25 protein-coding genes and 3 pseudogenes are annotated in these 25,946 nt (G+C 40.9%); 20 read left to right on the forward strand and 8 right to left on the reverse strand.

Annotation, left to right across the window (positions count from 1 at the left end; translation table 11 throughout):
- Positions 1-9: 9 nt before the first annotated feature.
- Positions 10-915 (reverse strand): EamA family transporter, encoded by a 906-nt coding sequence (locus tag MKX59_RS13055; protein ID WP_340858472.1) that lies wholly within the window; start codon positions 913-915, stop codon positions 10-12.
- 668 nt (positions 916-1,583) lie between these two features.
- Here MKX59_RS13055 and MKX59_RS13060 point away from each other — a divergent pair.
- The 6 genes and pseudogenes from MKX59_RS13060 to MKX59_RS13085 all read left to right on the forward strand — a co-directional run.
- A pseudogene (locus MKX59_RS13060) lies at positions 1,584-1,721 on the forward strand (PTS transporter subunit EIIB); the annotation flags it as partial.
- Positions 1,722-1,799: 78 nt separating this feature from the next.
- Positions 1,800-2,264: a PTS sugar transporter subunit IIA gene (locus MKX59_RS13065; protein ID WP_340858473.1), complete on the forward strand. Its 465-nt coding sequence runs from the start codon at positions 1,800-1,802 to the stop codon at positions 2,262-2,264.
- Between the two features lie 22 nt (positions 2,265-2,286).
- Positions 2,287-3,735, forward strand: a pseudogene (locus MKX59_RS13070) (6-phospho-beta-glucosidase).
- A 404-nt stretch (positions 3,736-4,139) separates the two neighbouring features.
- A complete protein-coding gene (locus MKX59_RS13075; protein WP_028541738.1) occupies positions 4,140-4,622 on the forward strand; it encodes a hypothetical protein in 483 nt (160 codons plus the stop codon).
- A gap of 333 nt (positions 4,623-4,955) precedes the next feature.
- Complete coding sequence (locus tag MKX59_RS13080; RefSeq protein ID WP_076264865.1) at positions 4,956-5,363, forward strand: Kelch repeat-containing protein; 408 nt, start codon at positions 4,956-4,958, stop codon at positions 5,361-5,363.
- A gap of 25 nt (positions 5,364-5,388) precedes the next feature.
- A complete protein-coding gene (locus MKX59_RS13085) occupies positions 5,389-6,192 on the forward strand; it encodes a Kelch repeat-containing protein (RefSeq protein WP_218638978.1) in 804 nt (267 codons plus the stop codon).
- Between the two features lie 57 nt (positions 6,193-6,249).
- Here MKX59_RS13085 and MKX59_RS13090 read toward each other — a convergent pair whose 3' ends face one another.
- Positions 6,250-6,582: a hypothetical protein gene (locus MKX59_RS13090; protein WP_023989013.1), complete on the reverse strand. Its 333-nt coding sequence runs from the start codon at positions 6,580-6,582 to the stop codon at positions 6,250-6,252.
- A gap of 932 nt (positions 6,583-7,514) precedes the next feature.
- Here MKX59_RS13090 and MKX59_RS13095 point away from each other — a divergent pair.
- From MKX59_RS13095 to MKX59_RS13120, 5 genes and pseudogenes are all read left to right on the forward strand, one after another.
- Positions 7,515-7,716 (forward strand): annotated as a pseudogene (locus MKX59_RS13095) (YolD-like family protein).
- Between the two features lie 153 nt (positions 7,717-7,869).
- Entirely contained in the window at positions 7,870-9,015 is a 1,146-nt protein-coding gene (locus MKX59_RS13100) for a hypothetical protein (protein ID WP_076264866.1), read from the forward strand.
- Between the two features lie 14 nt (positions 9,016-9,029).
- A complete protein-coding gene (locus tag MKX59_RS13105; RefSeq protein WP_179085455.1) occupies positions 9,030-9,416 on the forward strand; it encodes a hypothetical protein in 387 nt (128 codons plus the stop codon).
- A gap of 503 nt (positions 9,417-9,919) precedes the next feature.
- Positions 9,920-10,189, forward strand: a complete 270-nt coding sequence (locus MKX59_RS13110; RefSeq protein ID WP_023989009.1) for a CPCC family cysteine-rich protein — start codon at positions 9,920-9,922, stop codon at positions 10,187-10,189.
- A gap of 884 nt (positions 10,190-11,073) precedes the next feature.
- Positions 11,074-11,181, forward strand: a complete 108-nt coding sequence (locus MKX59_RS13120) for a hypothetical protein (RefSeq protein WP_023989007.1) — start codon at positions 11,074-11,076, stop codon at positions 11,179-11,181.
- Between the two features lie 853 nt (positions 11,182-12,034).
- Here MKX59_RS13120 and MKX59_RS13125 read toward each other — a convergent pair.
- The 5 genes from MKX59_RS13125 to lexA all read right to left on the reverse strand — a co-directional run bounded on the left by MKX59_RS13125 (position 12,035) and on the right by lexA (position 15,019).
- Positions 12,035-12,526, reverse strand: coding sequence for a PLAT/LH2 domain-containing protein (locus MKX59_RS13125; RefSeq protein WP_023989006.1), 492 nt, complete (start codon positions 12,524-12,526; stop codon positions 12,035-12,037).
- A gap of 699 nt (positions 12,527-13,225) precedes the next feature.
- Positions 13,226-13,366 (reverse strand): hypothetical protein, encoded by a 141-nt coding sequence (locus MKX59_RS13130; RefSeq protein WP_167348633.1) that lies wholly within the window; start codon positions 13,364-13,366, stop codon positions 13,226-13,228.
- Positions 13,367-13,406: 40 nt separating this feature from the next.
- Complete coding sequence (locus tag MKX59_RS13135) at positions 13,407-13,571, reverse strand: hypothetical protein (RefSeq protein ID WP_013310546.1); 165 nt, start codon at positions 13,569-13,571, stop codon at positions 13,407-13,409.
- Between the two features lie 236 nt (positions 13,572-13,807).
- Positions 13,808-14,110, reverse strand: coding sequence for a hypothetical protein (locus tag MKX59_RS13140; RefSeq protein ID WP_028541732.1), 303 nt, complete (start codon positions 14,108-14,110; stop codon positions 13,808-13,810).
- A 282-nt stretch (positions 14,111-14,392) separates the two neighbouring features.
- Positions 14,393-15,019 (reverse strand): transcriptional repressor LexA, encoded by a 627-nt coding sequence (gene lexA / locus MKX59_RS13145; RefSeq protein ID WP_013310545.1) that lies wholly within the window; start codon positions 15,017-15,019, stop codon positions 14,393-14,395.
- Positions 15,020-15,207: 188 nt separating this feature from the next.
- Here lexA and MKX59_RS13150 point away from each other — a divergent pair, with 188 nt between their 5' ends.
- From MKX59_RS13150 to MKX59_RS13165, 4 genes are all read left to right on the forward strand, one after another.
- On the forward strand, positions 15,208-15,576 hold the full coding sequence (locus MKX59_RS13150; protein ID WP_034095187.1) for a LysM peptidoglycan-binding domain-containing protein: 369 nt from the start codon (positions 15,208-15,210) through the stop codon (positions 15,574-15,576).
- Between the two features lie 108 nt (positions 15,577-15,684).
- Positions 15,685-15,891 carry a DUF896 domain-containing protein gene (locus tag MKX59_RS13155; RefSeq protein WP_013310543.1) on the forward strand — a complete coding sequence of 69 codons (207 nt, stop codon included), beginning with the start codon at positions 15,685-15,687 and terminating at the stop codon, positions 15,889-15,891.
- Between the two features lie 120 nt (positions 15,892-16,011).
- The gene (locus MKX59_RS13160) at positions 16,012-16,521 is read left to right on the forward strand and encodes a hypothetical protein (protein ID WP_023989003.1); all 510 of its coding nucleotides are present in this window, start codon (positions 16,012-16,014) and stop codon (positions 16,519-16,521) included.
- A 155-nt stretch (positions 16,522-16,676) separates the two neighbouring features.
- Positions 16,677-17,471 carry an HAD family hydrolase gene (locus MKX59_RS13165; protein ID WP_218638979.1) on the forward strand — a complete coding sequence of 265 codons (795 nt, stop codon included), beginning with the start codon at positions 16,677-16,679 and terminating at the stop codon, positions 17,469-17,471.
- 99 nt (positions 17,472-17,570) lie between these two features.
- Here MKX59_RS13165 and MKX59_RS13170 read toward each other — a convergent pair whose 3' ends face one another.
- Positions 17,571-18,113, reverse strand: a complete 543-nt coding sequence (locus MKX59_RS13170; protein ID WP_023989001.1) for a 1,2-dihydroxy-3-keto-5-methylthiopentene dioxygenase — start codon at positions 18,111-18,113, stop codon at positions 17,571-17,573.
- A 281-nt stretch (positions 18,114-18,394) separates the two neighbouring features.
- Here MKX59_RS13170 and metH point away from each other — a divergent pair, with 281 nt between their 5' ends.
- The 5 genes from metH (at position 18,395) to MKX59_RS13195 (ending at position 25,884) form a co-directional block, all read left to right on the forward strand.
- On the forward strand, positions 18,395-21,835 hold the full coding sequence (metH, locus tag MKX59_RS13175; protein WP_068942630.1) for a methionine synthase: 3,441 nt from the start codon (positions 18,395-18,397) through the stop codon (positions 21,833-21,835).
- A 79-nt stretch (positions 21,836-21,914) separates the two neighbouring features.
- Entirely contained in the window at positions 21,915-22,844 is a 930-nt protein-coding gene (gene rnz, locus MKX59_RS13180) for a ribonuclease Z (protein ID WP_028541729.1), read from the forward strand.
- A gap of 464 nt (positions 22,845-23,308) precedes the next feature.
- Positions 23,309-24,157, forward strand: coding sequence for a TIGR01457 family HAD-type hydrolase (locus MKX59_RS13185; RefSeq protein ID WP_081384262.1), 849 nt, complete (start codon positions 23,309-23,311; stop codon positions 24,155-24,157).
- A 70-nt stretch (positions 24,158-24,227) separates the two neighbouring features.
- Positions 24,228-25,046 carry an Fpg/Nei family DNA glycosylase gene (locus tag MKX59_RS13190; RefSeq protein ID WP_028541727.1) on the forward strand — a complete coding sequence of 273 codons (819 nt, stop codon included), beginning with the start codon at positions 24,228-24,230 and terminating at the stop codon, positions 25,044-25,046.
- A complete protein-coding gene (locus MKX59_RS13195; protein WP_179085457.1) occupies positions 25,036-25,884 on the forward strand; it encodes a deoxyribonuclease IV in 849 nt (282 codons plus the stop codon). Before MKX59_RS13190 ends, MKX59_RS13195 begins: the two co-directional genes overlap by 11 nt.
- Positions 25,885-25,946: the final 62 nt, after the last annotated feature.

Below are 25,946 nucleotides of genomic sequence, written 5' to 3' on the forward strand. Positions count from 1 at the left end.
GATATCTTGTTATGCTGTGTTCTTCTTCACTAAAGTCTGTGGTTTTGATCCTCTGTGTCTTATGTTGCTAAATGCGATGCCACATAAAATGATGATAACACCGATCCATTGAGACCAGCCTACAAATTCTCCTAATACAAGAGAAGACATAATAACGGCCATGGGTAATTCAGATGCAGTCATAATTGTACCCATTCCTGAACCAATATGTGGCATACCTATGGAGTACAAAAGCGGAGGCAGCACAACTCCGAACACCCCGAGGACTAATCCAAAAGGACTCAATCCTGCCAGCACATCGAGGTTAAATAAGAAGGTTGGCGGAAATACCACAAAAACAGTAATAACAGCTCCGGTTGAAAGAAGGGCGCTTTTCAGTGTGGGCGAAGTTTCTTTCGCAACAGCACCACTGAGGAAAACAAATAAAGCGAATGTTGAAGCAGCCAATAGCCCCCAAATCGTTCCTTGCCACGAGAGTGAGAGATCACCTTGAGAAAAAATGTTTGCCGCCAAAACCGAGCCGATGAGCAGTATTCCAATCGAGATAAGTTTACCCCTGGTTGGTTTTTTCTTCTGGAGAACCCATTCGTATAGTGTCCCAATCCAAACAAACTGAAATAAAAGGACGATAGCTAGGGAAGCATTTATGGTCTGTAGCGATTGATAATAAAACATACCTGTCAGTCCAAATGGAATTCCGGATAGAAGGAGTTTTGTAACCTGCTTGTACGTAAGGTTTTTCTTTTTTACAAAAATTACAAACATCCAACTCAAAACTGCACCAAAGAAATACTGCACACCAGTTACCTCTGGTGTTGAAAAACCAGCGCTATATGCCAGTTTAACAAATGTGGAAAGTATGCCGTAACAACAACCTCCCAAGAAAACAATAACTGCATAATGCCACAACTTCATGAACAATCCTCCTTTTTTGAATACAAAAAAGCCACACAAATGCGTAAAGGCATTCGTGTGGCGAAAATAGAGATGACTCTCTAGAAAAATCCACATCCATCGGGTTTTAGTATTTCGTTCATTTCGGTATCAGTATAAAAGCAAAGGTTTGTTCTTGTCAATAATCTGATTCGGAGAGAATCAGGATGAAATCTAAAGTAGGTCAAAGCGACAGTAACAGTTAAATACAAAGTAATATGATTAAATAGCAATCAAGCCCAAATTATTTTTTAAATATTTGGGCCAAAATTACTTCATATATGAAATGTAAGAATGTTCATGTGAATTCCTCTCTACAAGTTAAATTCCAGAGAAAAAAACCTTGCATTTTCAAAAAAGAGTGTTTTATTATTGTCCGCAAAGGGAGCTTGTACATCAACTGGATTGTGACTGTTCAATCAGGCAATACCATTTCTGGCCAGAAAAGACGTACCTTCAGCTAACTTTCACAAAATTTGAGGCCTGTGACAAATCGGAAATCGCTAACACAGCCTTACAGGATTGTAACCGTCGCAGGGCAAAACCTGGATCGCTAAACTTCCAGCATGGTGATGTTGCCTAAGATCTATGCACGGGGCAGCTATTCAGTTATTTTGATGCAAAGTCACAGCCAGAGAGGAAGAGTATTCATGAACTATGACCAGTTGGCCAAGGAGATTTTGTCTCGAGTTGGCGGTATTGAAAGCGTTACCAGCATTGTTCATTGTGTAACACGATTGCGCTTTCAATTGAAGGACGAAGGATTGTCCAAAACGGAATGGCTGCGACAGGAATGATTAAAGGATTCAATGAACTGTTTTTGCTTTCGGTTGGATTACTGAAACATCTGGGATGTATCAATTGTCTTGATCTACTTCATTGGTTTTAAAGATCCAACAGAAACAATGTCAACAAATATGGGCGACAAACAAGAACCCATTCCCAACATAAGTCAATTGAATGACCAACCATTTGAAATTGTTAGTCCGATGACCGGTACTGTTGTTAGACTCCAAGATATTAAAGACGAGACTTTTGCAGGAGAGCATATGGGGAAAGGGATAGCCATCCGCCCCACGAATGGACGTGTCGTTTCCCCAGTGAACGGCATTGTACAAACGATTTACCGTACTAAACATGCCATTGGTCTCATTAGTGATGACGGGGTAGAAATATTCATTCATATCGGACAAGATACGGTTCAGTTAAAAGGTCAGCATTTCAATGCATTTGTTAAGGATGGTGATCGTGTTCAGGTCAGTGATGTCATTGTAGGGACCCAAAATGACATGGTTAATGAAAAAGAACAATTAATCAAAGTATATGTATAGAAAAATAGGGAGGTACGTGGAAATGTTTAATGAAATCACTAAATTCCCGGATAATTTTCTGTGGGGTGGAGCTACAGCTGCGAATCAAATTGAGGGAGCTTACCTGGCTGATGGTAAGGAACTGACGACCATTGATTTGATGCCGACGGGGCCCAAACGTAATCAGGTTTCGACTGGCAACTTAAATTCATTTGTACCCGAGGAAGGCGAGTTTTATCCTTCACATGAAGCTATCGATTTTTATCATCGTTATAAAGAGGATATCGCGCTTTTTGCTGAAATGGGTTTCAAATCATTTCGAATGTCGATCTCCTGGGCCCGTATCTTTCCCAATGGTGACGATATAACTCCAAATGAAGCAGGATTGCAATTTTACGATGACGTGTTTGATGAACTTCTGAAGTACAATATTGAGCCTGTCGTTTCGATTTGTCACTTTGATTTACCCGTGAACTTGGCGAAAACGTATGGCGGCTGGAAAAACCGAATCATGATTAAACTATTTGAAAAATACTCTAAAACACTGTTTGAACGCTATAAAAATAAAGTGAAATACTGGATGACATTCAATGAAATTAATATGTTATTGCATCTTCCTTATACAGGAGCGGGCATTATTTTTGAAGAAGGCGAGGACAAACAACAAGTTCTGTATCAAGCAGCGCATCATGAACTGGTTGCAAGTGCACTAGCAGTCAAGGCTTGTCATGAAATTATTCCTAACGCCATGATGGGATGTATGTTGGCGGCTGGAAATGTGTATCCATACAGTAGCAATCCGGAAGATTACTGGGAAGTAATGAAAATGGAGCGTGATTCATACTTCTTGATTGATGTGCAGTCCGAAGGGGAGTATCCCGGTTATGCCAAACGCTTTTTCATCGAGAATGGAATTCAGCTAGAGCTTGAGTCTGAAGATTTAGAGATTTTGAAGACATATACTGTGGATTACATCGGTTTCAGCTATTATTCGAGCCGTTGTGCCAGTGCTGATCCTGAAATTCTGAAAAATTTTACGGATAGGAATGTGTTTGGTTCCGTGATCAATCCTTACTTGGAAACCTCCGAGTGGGGATGGACGATTGATCCATAAGGCATGCGTATTACCTGCAACCAGTTGCATGAAAGGTACAACAAACCATTGTCTATCGTTGAGAACGGACTTGGTGCGCGAGATACTCTTATGGACAACGATACCATTGAAGACGATTACCGCATCTCGTATTTGGATCTTCACTTTGCAGAGATTGCTGAAGCAATAAAAGATGGGGTTGATATTATAGGGTACACAAGTTGGGGGCCGATTGATCTTGTGAGTAACGGTACCGGCGAAATGAAGAAGCGGTATGGTTACATCTATGTGGACAAAAACAATGACGGTTCTGGCACGCTTAGAAGAATTAGAAAGAAAAGTTTTCATTGGTACAAAGACGTCATTGCGAGTAATGGAACAAAGTACTTTCAGAAATAATCACTTTATCTGTAATGGACCGCATAATCTTAAATTTTTGAAACTGCTGCAAATTGAAAGGGCATCAGACACTGATGCCCTTTTCTTTAGTTAGGGTGAAAAATATTGTTTATTGAATTTTTTTGTATATATCACCAAGTTTAGTGGCTTTGGTGTAATACAACCGTTGGGTGAGGATTTGATAGATATTGTGGACTACGGGCGCAGTTGGAGAAGATTACACCGGAGTTAATTAAGATTAACGGATCTTATTTCTTTCGTGAGCAGTTTGAATTTAGAGTGGACGCGAAAAAGGAGACTTAATCAAATGTGTATTTTTCATGTCAGACAAAGCTCCCCTTACTTTGACAGTCATTAAGCTGTATGTTTATTAATGAGTATTAAAAGAAGGAGAGGACAAAAAAATGAGAATGAAATTAGGAAGGAAAGCTACTTTATGTTTTTCCACAATCGCTCTCTTGTTTTCAGTTATTGCTCCGTTGTCAGCTTCTGCAGATGCAGCAACTGTAACGCTTGACACTTACAAAAATTTCACAAATCAAGAAATAGTTTTATCACAATCAGTAATATTTAAAGATGACACGGCATATACAGATGTATCAGTTACAGGGAAAAGAGTGAAATTTTCAATTAATGGTTTGGAAAATCCTTTTAATGCTAATTATTATAATCGTTTGGTCTGGACAAGTGATGAAAATACACCGAGTATAGAAAATACGTTATCAGTAAAAATTGCACCAAAAACAGGGAGTCTTTACGGTTCCAGTAGCTATGAGAACCTTTCTCTGATAAAACAAAAGATCAACTCTGATTCAAAAGTATATGGATGGATTCAATTAGAATCAAAAGAGTGGGCTAAAGCAGGATCAGCTATAATTAAATATTAAAAAATCCTTAACGTTTGAGGTAAGTGAATGCTCAAATAAAACAGAAATCTCTGCTAACCACAATTGGTCGGCAGAGATTTTTCGTTGACCAGTTTGAATTAGAGTAGATGTGAAAGGCTCAACCGGGTAACTGGCTGAGTTTTTTATACCCAATGAAAACTAAATATACAAATATTTAGAATATATTCATATATCAGCAAGTTTATGTTTAGACAGGTTTTTAAGAATGATTTATCTTGGTAATAGTTCAATATATGGCTAGGAGGAGATCGAGTAATAAGTAAAATTAAAGCATTATGGAGCATTTTAATTGTAGCGATAGTGTTCTTGAATATGTCAGCTTTAGAGGTAAAAGCAGAAGCTGTAAGCGATGAATGGTCGATTAAAACGACTATAGAAAATCCTAAGGCGGTAAGTGCTGTTTCTGAATTGAATGGCAAGATATATATTTTCGGTGGTTCTTCAGAATCAAACCCATATAAGGATATTCAAATTTATGAGCCGAAAAATAATATATGGGCCTCAGGAAGTAGCATGCCTACGGCTCGTTCTACAGCAACTTCCGTTGTTTATAGAAATGATATTTATGTTATTGGTGGCTATACAGGTAATGCCTTTAGCTGGACAGGAGGCTCCTCAGTAAATAATGTTGAAGTTTACAATACCCAGACAGATACATGGAGTGTTAGGAAAGCTATGCCGCAGGCTGGCTTTAGGTTCGTTGACAAGTGTTTTGTATAAGGGAAAGATTTATGTGTTTGGTGGGATGACAACAAATACGCGTTCAGTTGCTACTGTCCAAGTATATGATCCGGCTTCCGACATCTGGTCAACGAAGAAACCTATGCCGAATACACTTCATGGTTCCTCTGCAGTTGTACATAAGGACAAAATCTATCTTGTAGCAGGTAGACATATTGATAATAATTTAAATGTTTCACTAAACACATTTCTTGAATGTGATCCCGATAACGATAACTGGTCAACTAAACCCAATCTTTTGACAGCACGTGGAGGGGCCCAAGCTGTCATTTATTCCAATAAAATATTTGCTATTGCTGGAAAAACTGAAGCAGATGGACGTAGTTATGAACTTAATACAGTAGAATCCTTTGATTTTGAACAGAATAAATGGTCTCCTGAGGCTAGCTTAAAGCAAGCCAGAAGTGGGGCTGGGGCTATAACATTAGGTGGACAAATTTACGTTATTGGAGGAAGTCAGAGTACATTGGCTAATTCTCCGGTTAATACTATAGAAATATTCGGGAAGATTGATGGTTCCACACCTGAGCCGACACCAACTCCCGAACCAACCGATCCATCTCTACCAACTGGGGACCGTGCAATTCTGGTGGTTACTATGACAACTGGTTTGGAAAAGGAGTTTGACCTAAGCATGAAAGAGGTCAATGACTTTATCTCATGGTATGAGGGCAAGCAGGCTTGTTCTGGATCGGCTTCATACGCCATTAATAAACACGATAATAATAAAGGTCCATTCAGCAGCCGAAAGGATTACATGCTATATGATCGTATCCTAACATTTGAAGTAAGTGAATATTCTAAATAAATTTAAAAGCTCTGCTAACCTTAATTGGTCGGTAGAGCTTTTAACTGTTCACGCCTCTTATAATGTATCAAGGTATTCTTTCTGGGATTTGATATAATCTTCCACGCCATCATGATAGGTAAATCTACCGCCATTTTTATCAATAATCCAGTTGATCTTCTCGTCATTTAACAAGACTCCATACATGCAGTGATGAAGCAGTTCAATTTGTTTTTCATCCCTAATTCGGATCAAGTGTTTTTCTTGTTCGTCAATGAGGTACCATTTCGTTTCTGTTTCATCTACATCTAGATCTACATCCGCATCCACATACAGTATTGATACCGACAAGGGGAATGGCCAGTCAAACCAATGTTCTCGCTTGTCTTCTCTATAACCTTCAAATGCCATGGTTATTTCCTCCTACTTGGATAATTTCCTGATTAGTTAAATGTAACTAACGTGCTGCGATTGTACGCTTTATTGAACACTGTTTTTTGGGAACTCGCAGCTATCCTCAGCCTTTGGCATCTTGGCACCAATGGGGTGAATGACCTGCCGTTTGATGTTGGCACGAACTGCGATGCGTCTGTTTAGGTTGGGTTAATGGGGGGGAGGTCCGAACTTTATTGTAAATCCCTCATTTGCTCAATTTGTAAAGGCAATGCTGGTTCAAGGGAGAATTTTCGGCAGTAGCCCCTTTTGACAATGGACGAGTAGGCTTTTAGGAATACACACATTAAATTTACTGCTGTTCTTGTCTTATCCTATTGGCTCAGGAATATCGCCCCCATATTCCTTCCATGGCTTTACGTGCGCCATCGTAAACTTCTGCAAAAGTTTAGTGTAACTTTGGCAACCGTCTATTCCGCTATTGTTGTTGCATAATAGTTGTGTCCGCTTTCGTCGTTCATTGTTCTGATCTGTATAGTATACGGAAACGCCGGGTAACAAAGAAGTTGAACGCTTTGTTACCTGATATCGAACGCTACTCCAATACTCTACAATAATTCTGCTGAGCGAAGACGGGTGCCCAACATGATGGAACTGGAGATAAAGACAGGTAGCAGTGTAGTGGACATAAAGGCGCGCGGTTGCTGGCTTTGGGAAGAAGGGGACAACAAGAGCGATATGCGCTCTATATTGTAATCATAGAGGGCTGGGATGGTGACCAAAAGATCATTACATTTTCCTCGTCTGGAAATAGGCATTATACGGTATTAAACCTCCAATGATCGGGAGTTTATTTTTTGTACTCAGAATATAATTTGTGCATTACACATCAGGAGGCTACATACATGTCAAAAAGACTCGAAGGTAATGGATTATGGGAAAGCAGCTGAATCTTCATACTGGAACATAAGGAAGCGTATCTAAAGCTCATGAAAGGCCGTCAACGGCGCGGCAAGCCAGAGTTGGATGATCAGGAAGTGCAGCTAATCGAGCAAGCGCTAATAGATTCCTACAACTCACGTACGGCTGTCACGCGGTGAGGATGATTTTAGCTGGATTAAGTTGGAGGATATTATTTCTGCAAGTACATAAAAGGCCCTAGGTAACCGGGTCTTTTTTACGTCTTTTACCAAGTTAAAAATATGTTTACTATTTATTTTTTTTCGTATATATTAATATTTGGAAATTATTTTTCATAAATTTTTCCTGCAAAAATAGATTAAATTAATAGAGGAGATTATCTCAATGAGCATTTCATTAAGAATAGAACGCAAATCCGGTGTTGAACCAATCGAGTTTATAAAAGGTGAGATCACTGGCTTTACTTATAAGAATAATAGTTCCATAAACCTTTCAGCTAAGTCTACAAACTTGGCTCATTCGCTACATATTCGAAGCAAAATTCCGCTTCATTCGCTTCCTTCAGTTATATACAATGCGGATAATTCCAACATGCTGTACACATGGGCAAACGCAGAATATAAACCTGATAGTGAGCACTACTATCGAAAATGTAACATCCAAGTCGTGAGAAATGAAAACGCGATCCGTGATATTACGTTTACACACGCTTATGTAGATAAGTATCAAGAACAGATTGATACCAGCAAAAAGATTCTTGAGTTTGAACTTGTTTTAAAACAAAAAGAAGATCAATTGGGAAAAATTCAGTACACTCCTCAGTTAGAACCTAAGGAAACAAGAGAACAGGATCAGCCTGATGTCTCGCAAAAAATACTAGAAGGCGCATATAGTAAGAATATGTTAGTGTATGCAGGAAATAATACTTTTCCGTTTGAAAATCCTATGGTAGAACTAGAAAAGACTTGGGTGCGAGGCGTAGAGCAGGTAAAAGATTCGACAGACACTGTAATACATTATCCTGATCGTAAAGCATTTACATTAGTAGCTGTTCCTATAGCTCGAAAGAAGTACGGGGACATCACAGCAAATTTACTTCAGCATTCACTTGATTACAAACCAGGACATTTACACTTTAACGAGTGGTCATATGAGGCGCAGCAAGTTAAAAAATCTAAAGAACATAATATGTATGTAATTGATAAAGCAGTACAAAAAGCTAACGACAAAAAAGTTAAAAGTTTTTCAAGTTATGAGTCTATTGCAATTGAAAGCGACAGAGATTTGTATAACGCTTTTCACAAAATGAAGTACAAAATAGATGGAACATATGTAAACGGACAATGGAAAATTACTACAATATATTATGATGTATATAATTTTGAATATAATTTTAAACAAATGTTTACTGGGGACAACAAGCTCGGTTGGGCTGCGGCCAACCTAACAAATTTAATGGAATCATGGGGAACACTCAATGAGTATACATCTTATGTTACAGTAACTGATACAAAAAAGGCTTGGAAGTGAGGTGTGAAGTGCAGATGAAGCGCAGATACATCTACATCTTGATCTCTCTACTAGTTATAGCTACTACTATAATTTTTCTGGCAAATTCTGGAGACGACACGATCAGGAAGTATCCATATGGCAAAGATACGTTAGAGTTTTTTGGAGATGGGACTTTTCAGATTTACAGAGGAGGAGGAGCGGGTGAGCCTCCAATACTATACACTCATCAAATTGAAGCTCCAAATTCAGTGATTGATAACGTTCTGTCTTATAAAATAGAAAAAAATATCGTATACGTGGTTGGTGAAAAAGGCTTCATTAAATTGGATTCAAGTACCAACACGTACGAGCAAAAGAAACGGATTTCCGACTTTACTTCCAAAGATAGAGAAATATTCAATAAATTAATAGAAAAATAGAAGTTATCATAGCAAATGTGTTAGAAAGGGAGCTTTAATTTGTTCACTAAGGTTAAGTTAATATGCGCTTTAGTTGAGTAATTGTTATGTAAGTATTCTAAATTTATAAAAAATGGTTAACCACCAGTGGTGATTTTATGATTATTAAAATTGAAGGTTACTTTTTTCAAAATTTGATTACTGGTCACCAATGCACACAAGAAGAACTATATCAAAAGTATATACAAGCAAAAATGATAACTCTTAATATTAGAGATTTACCTGATATATTTTGTCGACTTCATAATTTTAATCGATTGCGTTTTGAAGATGACACAGAGGTTGGTTATGTGATTGATACAGATACAGACAGGATATACAGACCGATATATTGATGTTTAAAGTTTAAAGCGATTTATCCGAAAGATATCTTCCTATCTCCTTAAATTACAAGTAATGAAGGACTCACATAACTGGCTGACAGAACAAAAAATAGATACATAATAAGGAGAGGTCTTATAGCGGTGGGAAAATATACTTGTCCTTGCTGTGGTTACAAAACCTTAAACGATGAACCGCCTGGAACCTATGATATTTGTGAAATTTGTTTTTGGGAAGATGATGGTATTCAGTTTGCAGATCCTGATTATGATGGTGGGGCAAACATAGTATCTTTAAGACAGGGCCAGCAAAATTATAAAGTATTTGGCGCTTGCGAAGAAAAATGCATAGAGTTTGTGAGAAAAGCCTCAGATAAAGATATACGCGATACGAACTGGGAACCCTATAACTAACTGAAACGTTAGTTCTACTTGCCATCTAATGTTAAGAGGAATTTTCTTGAAGTTTTTGAAGGAGCAAATATAGATATGTGGGGTGGCACTGGAACGCGCCGAAGGGTTTAATCGATTAGCCAGGCAAAGAGTGGTACAAGGCTTCTTCGGGGATTCCACCACAAATACGGCCTTTTTTATCGTTGGGGATAAGATCAAAGTAACAAGCCAAGGTACTTGGAACTGGACAGTACGTTTAATATCGTAAGGCGAGCAGCCTGACCTTACATAAATTCTTTTGAAATATCACCAAACCGTTGCATAATCCGAAAGAATGGGTGATACCCTACTGGCATGCGCTGACGGGATGTTTATTGTTTTGGAATATAGTAGAATTCATTAATTGAGTCTTGAGGAGTGAAAAATATATACTCGAAGCCATAACTCAATGCAATTAAATTGAATTAAGGCAGATATAAAGAAGGACTCTATCAGCTAAATGCTGTAGGAGTCCTTCTTGTTGTTCTTTAGTTGTGGCAATAGTAAAAGTTCTTCATCAGTGGCACCTTGCTGGATACGCTGGTAAAGTGTTTTTATTTTCCTAGAAGTCCATCCCATAAACAAGACCTCGCATAGCCTGTGGAGTAAACAAAGGAGGCGTTACGTGTGAGAGGAATAGAAAGAGGCTACGAAGAGACGGCCGGGAAGATTTGGACATCGATAGCTGCTGTCTTGGCACTCTTCATTTTGTTGGTAATCATCTTGAAATTAATTCTTTTATAAAGATTATTAGGCTCTACCGGTTTATCTGGGTGTGAGCCTTTGTTTTGTTTACCTGCATGCCCTATCACTGAACGTATTTATACATATATTAAGGTGAACGACAAATAAAGGAGGTTTAAGACATGGGTGCATATGAAGGTGCAGGTGGCGGCGGTGTATGGACTTCTACAGCGGCAATTTTAGTGCTCTTTATTCTCTTAGTTATCATCACTAAATCACTTTGGGTTTAATTCGTGAAAAGAACTGTTGGATAATACCACTTCACTCATGGATGGCAAATAGTTGAACTCAATGAGCGCATAAGCTATTTGGCAATAGCTACAGTATTCGCTTCTCTTTTGGCGAATACTTGGTGGATTTCCTGCCATAATAGATTTGCGCTTATTGTATTTTGTAAGAAGGGGAATGTTTCATTGAATGGGTACAATCCTTCCTAATACCTAAATTTAATCTCAGATAGGGCCTTATTAGTTTGCAACAATAACTGGTATGAGTCTTTTATTTGCGATAATACGCACGATACTTTGACACATCTTTTATAGTATTTAGAAGATTTATTATACTTTGGAGGTATCCTATGATAAGAGAATTGGCTTGAGGGTTAATTGCTTTCACTGGCGGCTATTGGGGATGAGATTATTGTGAAAATACAAGAGAGTAATGTAACTGTTGATCATAAGTACAAAGTGGTAAAGTAGAATACCGAACTGTTCGCAGCTACGCTAAGTCAGGTAGATGGAAATAATAATCCAATATTCGAAAATGTACATGATCAACTTAAAAGTATTGAGACTAAAAGAGACATGCTAAATCGAAAAAATTAGGTGTTGTGATTTGATGCTTGAATTCTTTTTAAAGCTATGATTTTCTTGGTAGATTCAATATATTTTTCCAGCGGCCATTTCTTAGCTTTTGTTTATATAGCAAAATTACATAACATTTTTCCCATTAGTGAGTTTATTCTTAAAATTGATTCTTGAGATGGGGTTATAATTACGGCGATACAATTTTAGTAGGATTATTCATCCAAAACTAAAAGACTCTATCCAAATATCGACAGAGTCTTTTGTATGAATATTTGTTTTAGGATGGAAAAAGTGTTTCGGAATCTGCGGAACCGCCGTCACCAAGCCAACGGTTAGGACCTGCAAATGAGAAAGTTTTCCCGTTTCCAGATATTTTGACATTAGCGATTTTCCAACCTGGTTTATACCCAGATCCATCAGTTCTAATAGTAATTTTTCTGATGTCACCTAGGTTACTAGTGCTGATTCTTGTTGTATCGGAATCTCCTTGTTCAAAGCTACCATTGAGTGTAGCGGTAGCATAATCTCCATTAGAACCATACAGAGTTATAGAGATGTTCGAGTCTGTTCCGGCATCTTTGAGATTGGCCGTATTTACAGTAACGACATATTCAACATTAGCAAAAGGCGTAACAGACTCTATACTTCTATTTGAGTCTTGTAATGAACTATAAGTGTCACTTGTGACCTGATCTGCAAAAGAAGGTGCAGCAAAAGCTACAGATGAGATAAGCATTGCTACTGATGCTAGTAAAGATACTTTTTTCATTAAATTGTTACCACCTTTCTAGTATTTGTATTTAATGTTATACATGTGTAATGTATTTGTACATAGTTCATTGGTTGTGAAGAGAAATTTTTTTCTTGTCTTTGTTTGTTGTATTTTATCTTTATGTGTCGGATATTAGCTTTCTAAATAATCATGTAAGGGTATGATTATTTAGAGAAGGATTTTTAGCGCTTATCCAGAATGAATTGTCGAGTTGATCAACATGAATCATACATATGAAGTGTTGATCCAATATCGAATTGTTTTCAGCTGCATTAAGTCAGATAAGAGCATCTGTAGTCCAGCCGTTGAGTAGGATATGATGGAGTTTGTGGAATACGGTGGTGGGCAAGTGGGGCCTTATAAAGTTTTAAAATAAAAAATTGAGCAAACAATGCAGCAACGTACAAACCATGGACGGATATACAGCCGGAATACTTAAGTGAAAAAAGCTGAAGCAAGTTTGAGGGCTATAGGTGTGGTCAGTTGTACACAAAGTATTTGAGTCAAGAATGCTGCTGCTTTTGACTGGGTACCATTTCGCTTCTGTTTTAACCAGTGGAAGCATAGTTGAATATGTATGGTATTTAAAAGGAAGGCAACTGAATTTAGCAGTTCTATGGAATTTAGGAGTTGGGTGTATCGTTTAACACAAAAAAAGCAGGAAGAATCCTTCCCGCTTTTGCTTGAAAACGATTATTAACGTCTGCGTTGTCTATCATTTACGCTAAACAGATTAACAGCCAGTGCGTTACCTCTTGCACGCGCAATGGCTCTTTGAGTGGAACGGATGTTTAATCTTCTTCTTCTTAAATCACGTTTGCAATGTCTTCTGCTCATAATATCACCTCCCTTCAAGAAATGAAGGTACGGTTAAATCTTAGTGGCGTTTATGCTTACGCTTGGAAATTTTGATATTCAAGGCATTGGTTGCTAGTGCATTTCCGCTTCCTGTTTTAGCAGCTGCGGCTTGAAAGACTTTAACGACCAGATATCTGTTTTTCCCGATGCGATGCTTATACGTTTTAACTCTATTTCTGATCATCTGCATATCTCCTTTGCTTAGTTCTGCTATATACATATGTCAATTGTGATAGTAATGTATCAGCATAAATCTATTAAAAGCAAAAAGAAGCTAGTACCTATATTCCTAATGGATAATAAAAAAACTCATGCGAACCTGTCTTCGCCTTTTCAACTTTACGTTGCAGGAGAATGTTATAGGCAGGTCGGCATGAGTCTAATAGTGTAGATAAAGATAATAGGCAGTTAGTATGAAAATTATTTACTATTAAGAGTGTTAAGTTTTTTCTCGTAGTACGCCTCTTGAGCAAGAATATGATTCAGTTGTTCAGAGAGCTGTTTATATTCTTGGCTGTCTTCTGGATAATTATTTCTTTCGAAAATTACAGCTTCGAGTTGCTTTTCTAAATACCTGAAATGGATAAGTATTTGTATATACTTAATACGGTCGTAAGTTGTTATGTGGGAGTTCTCTTTTGCATACAAATGATCCATTGTTGGAACTACACAGCTTATGGCGATAAATATCACAACAAACGCTGAAATTATAATTTTTTTCATTTAATTCCTCCTACAGAGCTATAAGTAATTAATATACCATATTTATCTAAAACAAAGAAAGATCTATTAGTTTTGCCCATGACAGTATAGCTGCTCAAGGTCAGTGGGGAATTATTTGAGATGAGGAGGCTGATTTTTAGTAGAAAAAATAGGGATAGGTTGCTGAAATGAAAAAAAAGTTGTGAGATACATAATAAACATAATAGCAATACAAAACCGGCTTGCCCTAGGCAGCCGGTTTTATATTAGTGGATAGAATAACGGGGAAGAAAGAACGAGAAATCAGTGGAAGTCCCGGAAGAGTCCTACAACCTTGCCCAAAATGCTGACGTGTGTCAGGCGAAGCGGTTCAAAGGCTGGATTTTCAGGTTGAAGCCGGATATGATCCTTTTCTTTGTAGAAGGTTTTAACTGTAGCTTCGTCTTCATCTGTCATAGCTACAACAATATCACCATTATCAGCGGTCTGCTGCTGACGTACGATTACATAGTCTCCGTTAGCAATACCAGCTTCAATCATGCTTTCGCCTACAACAGATAACATGAATATTTTATCCTCACCAACAAAGTGTTGGGGAAGAGGAAAGTAATCTTCAATATTTTCTGTCGCCGTAATAGGAAGGCCAGCAGTTACTTTGCCGACGACGGGGACACGACTAATGGAGTAATTAATCAAGTTGCTGTTATCCGATTCGTCTTGACCGAGTAACTCAATAGCCCGTGGTTTTGTAGGATCGCGGCGAATGAGTCCTTTTTTCTCTAAACGATCCAAATGACCATGAACCGTAGAACTGGAGGCTAATCCGACAGCCTCGCCTATTTCGCGTACAGAAGGGGGGTATCCCTTTAGACGCACTTCATTGCGGATAAATTCAAGAATGGCCTGCTGGCGGCTCGAAATCTTAGACATACCGTATCAACCCCATTTAGTAACGTTTGGGAAAATTATAGCATAGAACCTCCGTTCGTACAAACATAAGTTCTAAATAATCCCTAAAAATAATTACGAACTTTTGTTCTCTTTTCTATTGAACAAAACAAATGTTCGTGTTATATTGTGAAAACATAAGAACAAACGTTTGGAGGACACAGCCAATGATGAAATATAGCACTTATCAAAGTATTTTTCCGATGAATTTAGAAAATTTACAGGAGACTCGAAAAGAGGGTAGGGCACGTTTTATGCAGATTATTACCAATACTCTTTTACTTAAGCTTCTTATTATAGTGATTGTTGCTTGGATTGCAGGGGCAGGTGTACTTACAGTTTTCGCGGCACCTTCAGCTTCCAAGGAAGAAGTGACTAAACTGACCGTACAACCTGGGGATACGTTGTGGGAGATTGCCGCAAATCATAAACCGGAACGAATGGATACACGGGTATATATAGAAGGAATTGTGCGGATTAACGGTTTGGAGGATCGGGGAGTGCAGGCAGGTCAGGTACTCAAGCTTCCTAACTTCTGATCTATAGACTATTAGAGCTTGTCAGGGAGCGTAATACGGGAGCCTTGACAAGCTCTTTTCTACATGTCAAAGTGTATTATATCTTTGCTTTTATGGAGGGGACACAATTTGGATATAGACAGCTTGGTACAGCGCATTAATGAATTAGCGCGCAAAGCAAAATCCGAGGGTTTGACGGAAGAGGAAGCCACAGAGCGCGCCAATCTTCGGGAAATTTATTTAGGTAACATTCGCCGTAATTTTCGGCAGCAGCTTGAGACGATTGAATTTGTGGACGATGATACATCGAAAGGAAATGACGGGCTGAAGCATTAATGTTGTTAAAGTGCCCAAGCCTGCAATTTGCCTTTTGTTTTAGGTACCTTTTATGGTATCTATATAGATCAGCTTTGAGGCAATTGTTTTAATGTAATATATCTGGGAAGGAATTGAGAGATGGCCCGATCATTTGAAAGAAAAGTACGCAAAAACACAGCGCATTTAAATAAATCGCGCAAAAAGCAAGGCATTCAAACCATTAGCGGCGCAGGTTCTACAATGGATATTTTCCGTGGCCGTAACATTACTGTGCCAATTATGCTGGCTGGTCTTTCTGTATTGTACATGCTTATGAGTTACTTTTTGACTAAGACCGGTATGCGAGGGATGGATTGGCTTGTATTCGGCCTGTACTTGATGCTGGCTGTTATCTTTTTCATCCGTCGTCCTTATTTGAAAGTGGGAAAGGATACTCTCTATATGCTGAAAGGTGGTAGAGAACGTCCAATGACGGCAGGGGACATGAAAGCCATCAAGATTGAAAAGGGTTACGTAACCGTTGAAAGAAAAGGTAAGGGTGGTAATTTTATTTTCACAAAATCATTAGGTCGCTATGACACGGATGCCATTGCAGAGCGACTTGAGAAGTTTGCGCTATCCAATCAGATACAGGTAGACAAGAAATAACTGATTTAGCCTGTAGCTCTGTAACAAAGGCCGTATGATGTTATTTCATATAACATGCTGCGGCCGCTTGCTTAATATGGGCACACATAACGATTCAAATGCTTAATCAAGCAAATAGGCGTACATATACTGTGGAAAGAGAGTGGATAATTCAGATGACGATTCAGGCGGTAATGTTTGATCTTGATGATACCCTTTTGTGGGATGAACGTAGTGTAGAAGAGGCATTTGATGCAGCGTGTCAAACAGGCTCCCGTGAAGCAGGCGTTGATCCAAAAACTCTGGAGGAAGCCGTACGTAAGGAAGCACGCGCTTTGTATGAATCCTATGAAACCTTTAGTTTTACTCAAATGATCGGCATTAATCCGTTTGAAGGATTGTGGGCGAATTTTACAGCAGGTGAGCAACCTGAATTCCGCCAATTGGAACAGTTGGCCCCTGTTTATAGAAAGGAATCATGGCGCAGAGGACTCCAGCAACTAGGGATAGATAATGAGAAGTTGGCGGAAAAGCTGGCTACCCAATTTGCTTCGGAAAGACGCGCGCGTCCACATGTATATGAAGAAACGTTCGAGATTCTAGAACAATTGAAGGGACGTTACAAGCTGTTATTGCTGACAAATGGCTCCCCTGATCTACAACAGGAGAAACTGGATGGAGTTCCTCAATTAGCTCCTTTCTTTGATCATGTTGTCATTTCAGGTTCATTTGGTCGAGGCAAGCCTGATCCGTCTATATTCCAGCATGCTTTGGGGCTTCTTGGTATTGAGCCTGAACATGCTTTAATGGTAGGAGATAAACTGACGACTGATATTCAAGGAGCGTTGGCAGCAGGTGTACACTCGGTCTGGGTGAACCGAAACGCTAAAACCAATACCACAGAGATCAAGCCGAAGTTCCAAATCAAGCACCTGTCTGAATTGGACGGAATTATTCAATCGTTAAAGTAAGAAATCAATAGTCTTTAGAAACGAGTATTAAGAAAACTCCCTTCGCTATTGTTACAGAGCAGAGGGAGTTTTTTTATTCACACAAGGATAAATTCGTAATTATGCTTTAATGAAGGTTGGATCTTCATACGGTTCGGCAATCCAGCCATTTTCTTCGATGAACAAGCGGATTGCGACGATCTTTTGATTCTCCATTAAAGTGAAGAAGTGAGGTATATTTTCAGGTACGGAGATAACGTCCCCCGGTGAAAGCTCTACGTTAAAATAGCCGATCTCTTCAGGGCCTTTAATGATGAAGATGCCTTTACCAGCGACAATGGCACGGATTTCATCCTCGGTGTGGGTGTGAATTTGCTCAAACTTGGCCAGCAGCTCGTTCAAATTCGGCGTTGCTTCAGATAAAGTGATAACGTCCCATATTTTATATCCGCGACGTGCGGCTAAATCCTTGATTTCGGGTTCAAATGTTTTGAGAACAGCGGCCTTTTGATCATCTGTTAAGGTAAAGTTTTCTTGCAACTCCCCAGACAATTTGGAAGCATCCCAATGTTCATACAATATCTCGTGACTCTCCAGAAATTCACGTACTTGTTCTTCACCGCTAATTCGTTCATTCGTATTACGTATTAAGATTTCGGCCATATGTATATTCCCTCTTTTCCACTTGGATTAATGTTGTATAAAGAATACCATGTCTTGAAAGGTTGTACAATACAGGATTTCAACATTTTATAATGCAAATGACCATAGCTAAAGGATACAGGGTTAAGTACGCTCTATAATGCTACAAACTATAAAAATGGATAAGAGAAGTCATTTTTACAAAGAACAACCTGTATAAAACGTATGTTTTTACTTCAATCTATCTAAATGATACGGTTTCTGCTAAACTAGGATTTAACGTTTTGCGGGGGTGAAGAAATTTGGATAAAGTTAGCTTGCAGGATGCATTACAACGAAGAATACTCCTTCTTGATGGGGCCATGGGCACCATGATTCAACAGGAAGACCTTTCCCCCGATGATTTTGGTGGGGAAGAGCTGGAGGGCTGTAATGAAATGCTGGTCTTAACGAGACCGGATGTCATTCAAGGGATTCATGAAGCATACTTGAAGGCCGGAGCAGATCTAATTGAAACGAATACATTTGGAGCAACATCCGTCGTTTTGGCGGATTACGATATACCAGAACGTGCCCGTGAAATTAATCTGGTGGCGGCCAAACTGGCGCGTAACGCGGTGGATAAATACAGCACTGCGGACAAGCCTCGTTTTGTAGTAGGAGCTATGGGCCCAACCACGAAAACCTTGTCTGTCACAGGTGGGGTTACATTTGCTGAGCTGATTGAAAGCTATCAAGAGCAGGCCTTGGCGCTTATTGAAGGCGGCGTGGATGTACTCCTTTTGGAGACCTCACAGGATACGCTTAACGTCAAAGCTGGAAGCATCGGAATTCGGCAAGCTTTTGAGCAGACAGGTATCGAGCTTCCGCTAATGATTTCAGGCACGATTGAGCCTATGGGAACGACGTTGGCCGGACAAAATATCGAATCCTTTTGCATATCACTGGAACACTTGCACCCAATTTCGATTGGATTGAATTGTGCTACAGGTCCAGAGTTTATGCGTGATCATATTCGCTCTCTGTCTGAAATGTCCTCTGCAGCTATTAGTTGTTATCCAAATGCGGGCTTGCCCGATGAAAATGGCCAATACCATGAATCGCCTGATTCTTTAGCACGAAAAATGGCTGCTTTTGCTGAAAAAGGCTGGTTGAATATTGCTGGGGGTTGTTGTGGTACCACGCCTGAGCATATTCGAGTTATGAGTGAAAGTATGGCGCAGTTTGAGCCGCGTCCGCTGGTAGGTCATCATCCTCCTGCCGTATCGGGCATTGAGCCTGTATATATTGAACAGGACAATCGTCCGTATATGGTTGGTGAGCGAACGAATGTTCTGGGCTCCCGCAAATTCAAGCGTTTGATCGTGGAAGGCAAATATGAAGAGGCATCTGAAATTGCCCGTGCTCAGGTAAAAAGCGGAGCGCATGTCATTGATATTTGTGTGCAGGACCCGGATCGCGATGAAATGACGGATATGGAAGCATTTTTGAAACTGGTTGTAAACAAGGTAAAGGTACCTTTAGTGATTGATACCACGGATATTAAAGTCATTGATAAAGCACTTCAATATTCGCAAGGCAAGGCAATAATTAACTCCATTAATTTGGAGGATGGTGAAGAGAAATTTGAGAAAATGGCTCCTCTTATTCATAAGTACGGCGCCGCTGTTGTTGTTGGAACAATTGATGAACGCGGACAGGCTATTTCACGTGAGGATAAGCTTGAGGTAGCTAAACGTTCTTATGATCTGTTGGTGAACCGTTATGGTTTGGCAGCGGAGGATCTAATTTTTGATACGCTCGTATTCCCAGTAGGAACAGGTGATGAGCAATATATCGGTTCAGCTAAGGAAACCATTGAGGGCATTCGCATTATTAAAGAAGCGCTTCCCGGGGTGCATACCATCCTGGGCATCAGTAACGTATCTTTTGGTTTGCCGGAAGCGGGTCGTGAAGTGCTCAATTCCGTCTATTTATATGAATGCACCAAAGCAGGTCTGGACTATGCGATTGTAAACACTGAGAAGCTTGAACGTTATGCATCCATTCCAGAGCATGAGCGGAAACTTGCGGAAGACTTGATCTATAAAACAAATGACGATACTTTATCCGCTTTTGTAGCAGCTTTCCGTAACAAGAAAGTGGAGAAAAAAGAAAAGATATCAAACCTTTCGCTCGAAGAACGACTGGCTTCCTATGTAGTCGAGGGAAGTAAGGAGGGACTCATTCCGGATCTGGAGCAAGCGCTCGTGAAATATTCTTCGCTGGAGATTATTAACGGCCCGCTGATGAAGGGGATGGAGGAAGTAGGACGACTGTTTAACAATAACGAACTGATTGTTGCGGAGGTGCTGCAAAGCGCTGAAGTGATGAAGGCGTCCGTAGCCTATTTAGAGCCGTTCATGGAGAAGAATGAATCCTCAGTAAAAGGTAAGATTTTGTTGGCTACAGTCAAAGGTGATGTGCATGACATTGGTAAGAATCTGGTGGAGATTATTCTATCCAACAATGGTTACCATATCGTGAATCTGGGTATAAAAGTACCACCAGAACGCATTATTGAGGCTTACCGTGAAGAAAAGGCCGATATGATTGGCTTATCCGGACTGCTTGTTAAATCGGCACAACAAATGGTGCTGACCGCACAGGATTTGAAAAATGCGAATATTGATATTCCAATAATGGTTGGTGGAGCTGCTTTAACACGTAAGTTCACTAAAAATCGTATCCGTCCTGAGTATGATGGTCTGGTTGCCTATGCAAAGGATGCTATGGATGGGCTGGATATTGCCAACAAGCTTATGAATCCTGAGTCCCGCAAAAAAATGGCTGAGGACATGGAGGCTGAGCGGGAGGCTGAAGCGGCAATAGTAGTGGAAGCCAAGCCGCTCCCTAAGCTCACTCGAGCTGTGCGCTCTAACATTGCTCAGGATCTGCCCGTCTATATTCCACCAGATACGGATCGTCATGTACTGCGTAATTATCCACTGAATTATATTTTGCCTTACGTGAATATGCAAATGCTAATGGGGCATCATCTTGGTTTAAAAGGCAATGTTGAGCAGCTGCTGGCTTCGGAAGATCCGAAAGCGATTCAGTTGAAGGAAACCGTGGACAGCATCATGTTTGAAGCTGTGACGGACGGAATCATCCAGGCACATGCTATGTATCGTTTCTTTCCAGCGCAGTCCCAAGGAAATCAAATTCTGATCTATGATCCGTCGGATGTGAGCAAGGTACTGCACACATTTACATTCCCGCGCCAGCAGGTAGAGCCTTATCTATGTCTGGCTGATTTCTTGAAATCAGTGGAATCCGGGGTTATGGACTATGTAGGTTTCATGGTCGTTACAGCTGGTCATGGGATTCAGCAGATATCTACCCGGTGGAAAGATAAAGGGGATTATCTGCGCTCGCATGCACTTCAAGCGGTAGCACTCGAAGTAGCAGAAGGGTTAGCGGAACGGCTTCACCATATTATCAGGGATAGCTGGGGGTTCCCAGACCCTGCCGATATGACAATGAAACAGCGACACGGTGCCAGATATCAAGGCATACGGGTATCCTTTGGCTATCCGGCATGTCCAGATCTGGAGGATCAGGGGCCGTTGTTCCAGTTGTTAAAACCTGAGGATATTGGCGTTGAGCTGACGGAAGGGTTTATGATGGAACCGGAGGCTTCTGTATCAGCCATGGTGTTCAGCCACCCTCAGGCGCAGTATTTTAACGTCGAAAAGGTTTAACACCTTTATCAGATAGGATAGCAAATACCCTCCGAGCTTCGGAGGTTTTTTGCTGGTCAGCAGGAAGAAGGTTAATGTTATGGAATTTTATTTTCTCGGTACAAATGCAGGGGTGCCTACGATTCAGCGAAATGTAACGTCCATCGCTCTTCGTTTGCTGGAAGAACGAAGAAGCATGTGGCTGTTCGACTGTGGCGAAGGCACTCAACAAGAGGTATTGCGTTCGCCGCTCAAACTAAGCAGACTTGAAAAAATATTTATCACCCATTTGCATGGGGATCATCTTTTCGGTCTGCCGGGACTGCTGTCGAGCAGGGCGTATCAGGGGGGAACGACACCACTGACGGTATATGGACCGCCTGGAATCCAGCAATATATCGAGCTATCTTTAGGGATCAGCCAATCGCGTATCAATTACCAACTACATATTGTGGAGCATACGGGCGGGGTTCTGTTTGATGACGGTCAATTCCGGGTGGAGTCAGCTTTACTGGATCATCGGATCGACAGCTATGGCTACCGAGTTGTAGAGATGGATAAGCCCGGTAAGCTTAACCAAGAGCTGTTGGAGCGATATGGTATTAAGCCCGGCCCGGTGTACGGTAAGTTAAAGCGTGGGGAAAGCGTGGAGGTAGAAGGTGGAGTTATTTTGCATCCTCAGGATGTACTGGGTTCGCCGAAAAAAGGGCGTATCATCACGATTTTAGGGGATACGAGACCTTGTCCGAATACGGTAGTGCTGGCTCAAGATGCAACTGTCGTCGTTCATGAAGCCACTTTTCTGCATGAACTGTCAGATACAGCATACGAGTATCATCATAGTACGGCGCTTCAAGCAGCGGAAGCTGCAAAAGCCGCAGGTGCGGGTCAGCTAATCATGACGCATTTTAGTTCTAGGTATAAAGATCAGGAGCAGCTTCAGCCATTGCTGGAGGAAGCGCGAAGCATATTTCCCAATTCATTGCTTGCGGAGCAGCATGTGTTGTTATCGGTACCTGATATCGGTTAATAAACGATTGGAGAAGATATGTGCATGGGTGCCGGGGCAAGCCCCGGTGCCTTTGTTTTTCACCCAAATTATTTTCCGGGAAAGCGCAGGATGCGACAAGAGATGAGAACCCGTACACGGTGGTAGGGGATGAATTTGTTCTACCACATATAGAGGCGTGTCATATTCGAGTTTCTATATATCGAATTTAAAGGATTCTATTTCTTGAGTATGACCAGGAAATACAGGAGATTTCCTTTGAGGAAATAGCTCCTTCGATGGATTTCGACGAAGAAGTGAACTTATGTCATGTGAAAGCGACGGCTTTTAGCGAGGAATGGCGCCATTTTGGAGGGTTTACCAGCAATTCATGGACTTCATAAGCATTTTTGACTTAAGATAGATGAGATGAATGGAGACGGCCGATTATTTAATGACCTGAATAATTAAGGTGGTTAAATAAGAAGGAGAACATCGTTCATGGGATGAATTATAATTTTCAATGCTATGATGTGAATGGATTTGAAGTGGGGGAGGGGATTGCGATAAAATCGTTACTAATTGATCTGGATGGAACACTTTATCATGGAAATCGGATGATCAAGGGTGCGGATCTGTTCATATCCCGATTGCGTACAGACCAGATACCTTATGCTTATGTTACAAACAATGCTTCACGTACACCCGAATCGGTGGCTGAGCATTTGGTTGGTATGGGAATTGAAGCGGCCAGCCATGAAGTATATACTTCGGCGTTAGCAGCTGCACAATATGTTGCACAGCAAAGTCCTGGAGCTCGTGTCTATTGTATTGGTGAAACAGGATTACGCGATGCACTCACAGGAGCCGGTTTGCAGCTTGTTGAGAACCATCCTGATTATGTGGTGCAGGGGATAGATCGTCAATTTACATATGATGCGCTGGCCGCTGCCATGCGTTGGATTCGGGAAGGAGCAACTTTTATTTTGACAAACCCGGATCTCCAATTGCCTTCACATGATGGGCTAACGCCAGGTGCAGGTACGATTGGAGCTGCAATTGAAGCGGCTTCACAGGTAAAGCCTATTGTCATCGGTAAGCCTTCAAGCGTATTGATGAACTATGCGCTGAACCGCTTAAACATTAGGGCGGATGAAGCTCTGGTTGTGGGCGATAATATGCTTACAGATATTGCGGCAGGTGCAGCAGCAGGTTGTAAAACAGCTCTGATCCTGTCGGGCGTGACGACCCGCGCTAATATGGATGAACATGTGCGTACCGTTGGAGTGAAACCTGACCTGATGTTTGAAAATCTCGCTGAACTGCAGGACTGGATGAAAGAAGAGCTGAAATAATAGAAAGTATATGTCTTACAAAACTTGCGAGAATTAAAAGCTATGTAGCTACGAAAGGAAAGATGTTGATATGCCGGAACTTCCTGAAATGGAAAACTACAGAATCTTATTATCAAAACAAATTTTGGACATTCCGATTACTGGAGTGACGGTTAGCCGTGAAAAGTCCATTAATACTGAAGTGGAAACGTTTGAGAAGCAATTGCTGGGAACGACCGTTGTATATTTAGAGCGTCGAGGCAAGCATTTGATTTTTCATTTAAACACGGGCGGGCGGCTCGTACTTCATCTGATGTTGGGAGGACTGTTATATCTGGGAACGGAGGAGCAGCGTCCAGATCGTACAGTTCAGATCGAATTAGATTTTAGTGGATTAAAGCTTTATTTTATCGGACTGCGCTTAGGTTATCTGCACTTGCTGACGGCTAAAGAAACAGAGGAGGCTTTGTCAGACCTGGGACCTGATCCGTTAGACCGCCGCATGACATTGGAAAAGTTTACAGCACGGCTGAAGGGACGCCGGGGGATTTTGAAAACAACGCTGGTGAATCAGCAGATTTTTTCGGGTATTGGCAATTGTTATTCGGACGAAATTGCTTATATCGCCGGATTTACACCGGGTTCCAAAGTACAAAACATTGTGCAGTCGCCAGAAAAAGTGGAAAAGCTATATCATGCCACTCAATCCGTACTACGTGAAGCTACTGCGGAAGGCGGGTACATGGAAATGCCTCTAATGGAGGGGGACACGCTAACAGGTGGATTTGATCATCAGTGTCGAGTATATGACCGCGAAGGAGAAGAATCTCCAAGTGGCGGAAAAATTGTAAGGGTTGAACTGGCGGGGAAAAAAGCATTTTATTGCCCGGTACAGCAGCATGATGCCTAATTTGCTCATCGGCTCCCATGTGAGTACGCGTGGTGGCTTTTCCAAAGCCGCTATGCGTGCGCGAGAGCAGGGGGGACGTTCATTTCAATATTTCCCGAAAAATCCTCGTAGTCTTAGGCTGAAGGAATGGAGTGCTACTGATGCTGCTGCTTGCAACGCTTACTGTTTAGAGCACCAGCTTCAATCCATTGCTCATTCGCCATATCCCGTTAATCCGGCTAATGGGTCCGAGCGTGGCCAGGAACTTTATGAGCTGACGATTGCTTCATTACGCAATGATCTGGATATTGCTGAAGCCTGTGGGTCAAAAGGGATCGTCGTTCATTTTGGGCATCTGCATTCGTCAGACCCACTAGAGGGCTATCGTAACATTATTAACTGTTTTAATGATGTGCTGGAAGGCTGGCAAGGAAAAGCTAAAATATTGATTGAAAATCAGGCGGGGGATCACGGGCCCATGGGAACCACGCTTGAGGAAATGGTGCAAATCCGTCAGTTGTGCCAGAATCCTGACAGTATCGGCTTTTGCTTGGACACTTGTCATGCGTATGCAGCGGGATTATGGAACGGTGGAATGGACGAGGCTTTGATCGAAAAAGGGAATCGTCTCGGCTATTGGTCAGCTCTGTGCGGAGTTCATTTGAACGATTCTCAATACCCGTATGGCTCTAAAAAAGACAGACACGCCCGTGTGGGACAAGGCTACATTGGTACTCAAGGAATGCGTTGGATGACAGATCAGGATGCTGTAAGAGGTATTCCTATCGTTTTGGAGAGTGGGACGGGACCTGATGGGACACATCAGGAGGATATTCAAATGATTCTAAGCTGGGAGTAAATCGGTCTGATTGGTAATAACTATCTTTGAGGCTTGTGAGCTTGCATTTATGGGAAAAAGGA

Source organism: Paenibacillus sp. FSL R7-0340 (assembly GCF_038002205.1).
GTDB lineage: Bacteria > Bacillota > Bacilli > Paenibacillales > Paenibacillaceae > Paenibacillus > Paenibacillus polymyxa_B.

Bases quoted from the DNA above. Each gene is read 5' to 3' on its own strand.
- MKX59_RS13055 (WP_340858472.1), bottom strand. From the start codon at position 915: ATGAAGTTGTGGCATTATGCAGTTATTGTTTTCTTGGGAGGTTGTTGT.
- MKX59_RS13075 (WP_028541738.1), top strand. From the start codon at position 4,140: ATGAGAATGAAATTAGGAAGGAAAGCTACTTTATGTTTTTCCACAATC.
- MKX59_RS13080 (WP_076264865.1), top strand. From the start codon at position 4,956: ATGTCAGCTTTAGAGGTAAAAGCAGAAGCTGTAAGCGATGAATGGTCG.
- MKX59_RS13085 (WP_218638978.1), top strand. From the start codon at position 5,389: ATGACAACAAATACGCGTTCAGTTGCTACTGTCCAAGTATATGATCCG.
- MKX59_RS13090 (WP_023989013.1), bottom strand. From the start codon at position 6,582: ATGGCATTTGAAGGTTATAGAGAAGACAAGCGAGAACATTGGTTTGAC.
- MKX59_RS13100 (WP_076264866.1), top strand. From the start codon at position 7,870: ATGAGCATTTCATTAAGAATAGAACGCAAATCCGGTGTTGAACCAATC.
- MKX59_RS13105 (WP_179085455.1), top strand. From the start codon at position 9,030: ATGAAGCGCAGATACATCTACATCTTGATCTCTCTACTAGTTATAGCT.
- MKX59_RS13120 (WP_023989007.1), top strand. From the start codon at position 11,074: ATGGGTGCATATGAAGGTGCAGGTGGCGGCGGTGTATGGACTTCTACA.
- MKX59_RS13125 (WP_023989006.1), bottom strand. From the start codon at position 12,526: ATGAAAAAAGTATCTTTACTAGCATCAGTAGCAATGCTTATCTCATCT.
- MKX59_RS13130 (WP_167348633.1), bottom strand. From the start codon at position 13,366: ATGAGCAGAAGACATTGCAAACGTGATTTAAGAAGAAGAAGATTAAAC.
- MKX59_RS13135 (WP_013310546.1), bottom strand. From the start codon at position 13,571: ATGATCAGAAATAGAGTTAAAACGTATAAGCATCGCATCGGGAAAAAC.
- MKX59_RS13140 (WP_028541732.1), bottom strand. From the start codon at position 14,110: ATGAAAAAAATTATAATTTCAGCGTTTGTTGTGATATTTATCGCCATA.
- lexA (WP_013310545.1), bottom strand. From the start codon at position 15,019: ATGTCTAAGATTTCGAGCCGCCAGCAGGCCATTCTTGAATTTATCCGC.
- MKX59_RS13150 (WP_034095187.1), top strand. From the start codon at position 15,208: ATGAAATATAGCACTTATCAAAGTATTTTTCCGATGAATTTAGAAAAT.
- MKX59_RS13160 (WP_023989003.1), top strand. From the start codon at position 16,012: ATGGCCCGATCATTTGAAAGAAAAGTACGCAAAAACACAGCGCATTTA.
- MKX59_RS13165 (WP_218638979.1), top strand. From the start codon at position 16,677: ATGACGATTCAGGCGGTAATGTTTGATCTTGATGATACCCTTTTGTGG.
- MKX59_RS13170 (WP_023989001.1), bottom strand. From the start codon at position 18,113: ATGGCCGAAATCTTAATACGTAATACGAATGAACGAATTAGCGGTGAA.
- rnz (WP_028541729.1), top strand. From the start codon at position 21,915: ATGGAATTTTATTTTCTCGGTACAAATGCAGGGGTGCCTACGATTCAG.
- MKX59_RS13185 (WP_081384262.1), top strand. From the start codon at position 23,309: ATGAATTATAATTTTCAATGCTATGATGTGAATGGATTTGAAGTGGGG.
- MKX59_RS13190 (WP_028541727.1), top strand. From the start codon at position 24,228: ATGCCGGAACTTCCTGAAATGGAAAACTACAGAATCTTATTATCAAAA.
- MKX59_RS13195 (WP_179085457.1), top strand. From the start codon at position 25,036: ATGATGCCTAATTTGCTCATCGGCTCCCATGTGAGTACGCGTGGTGGC.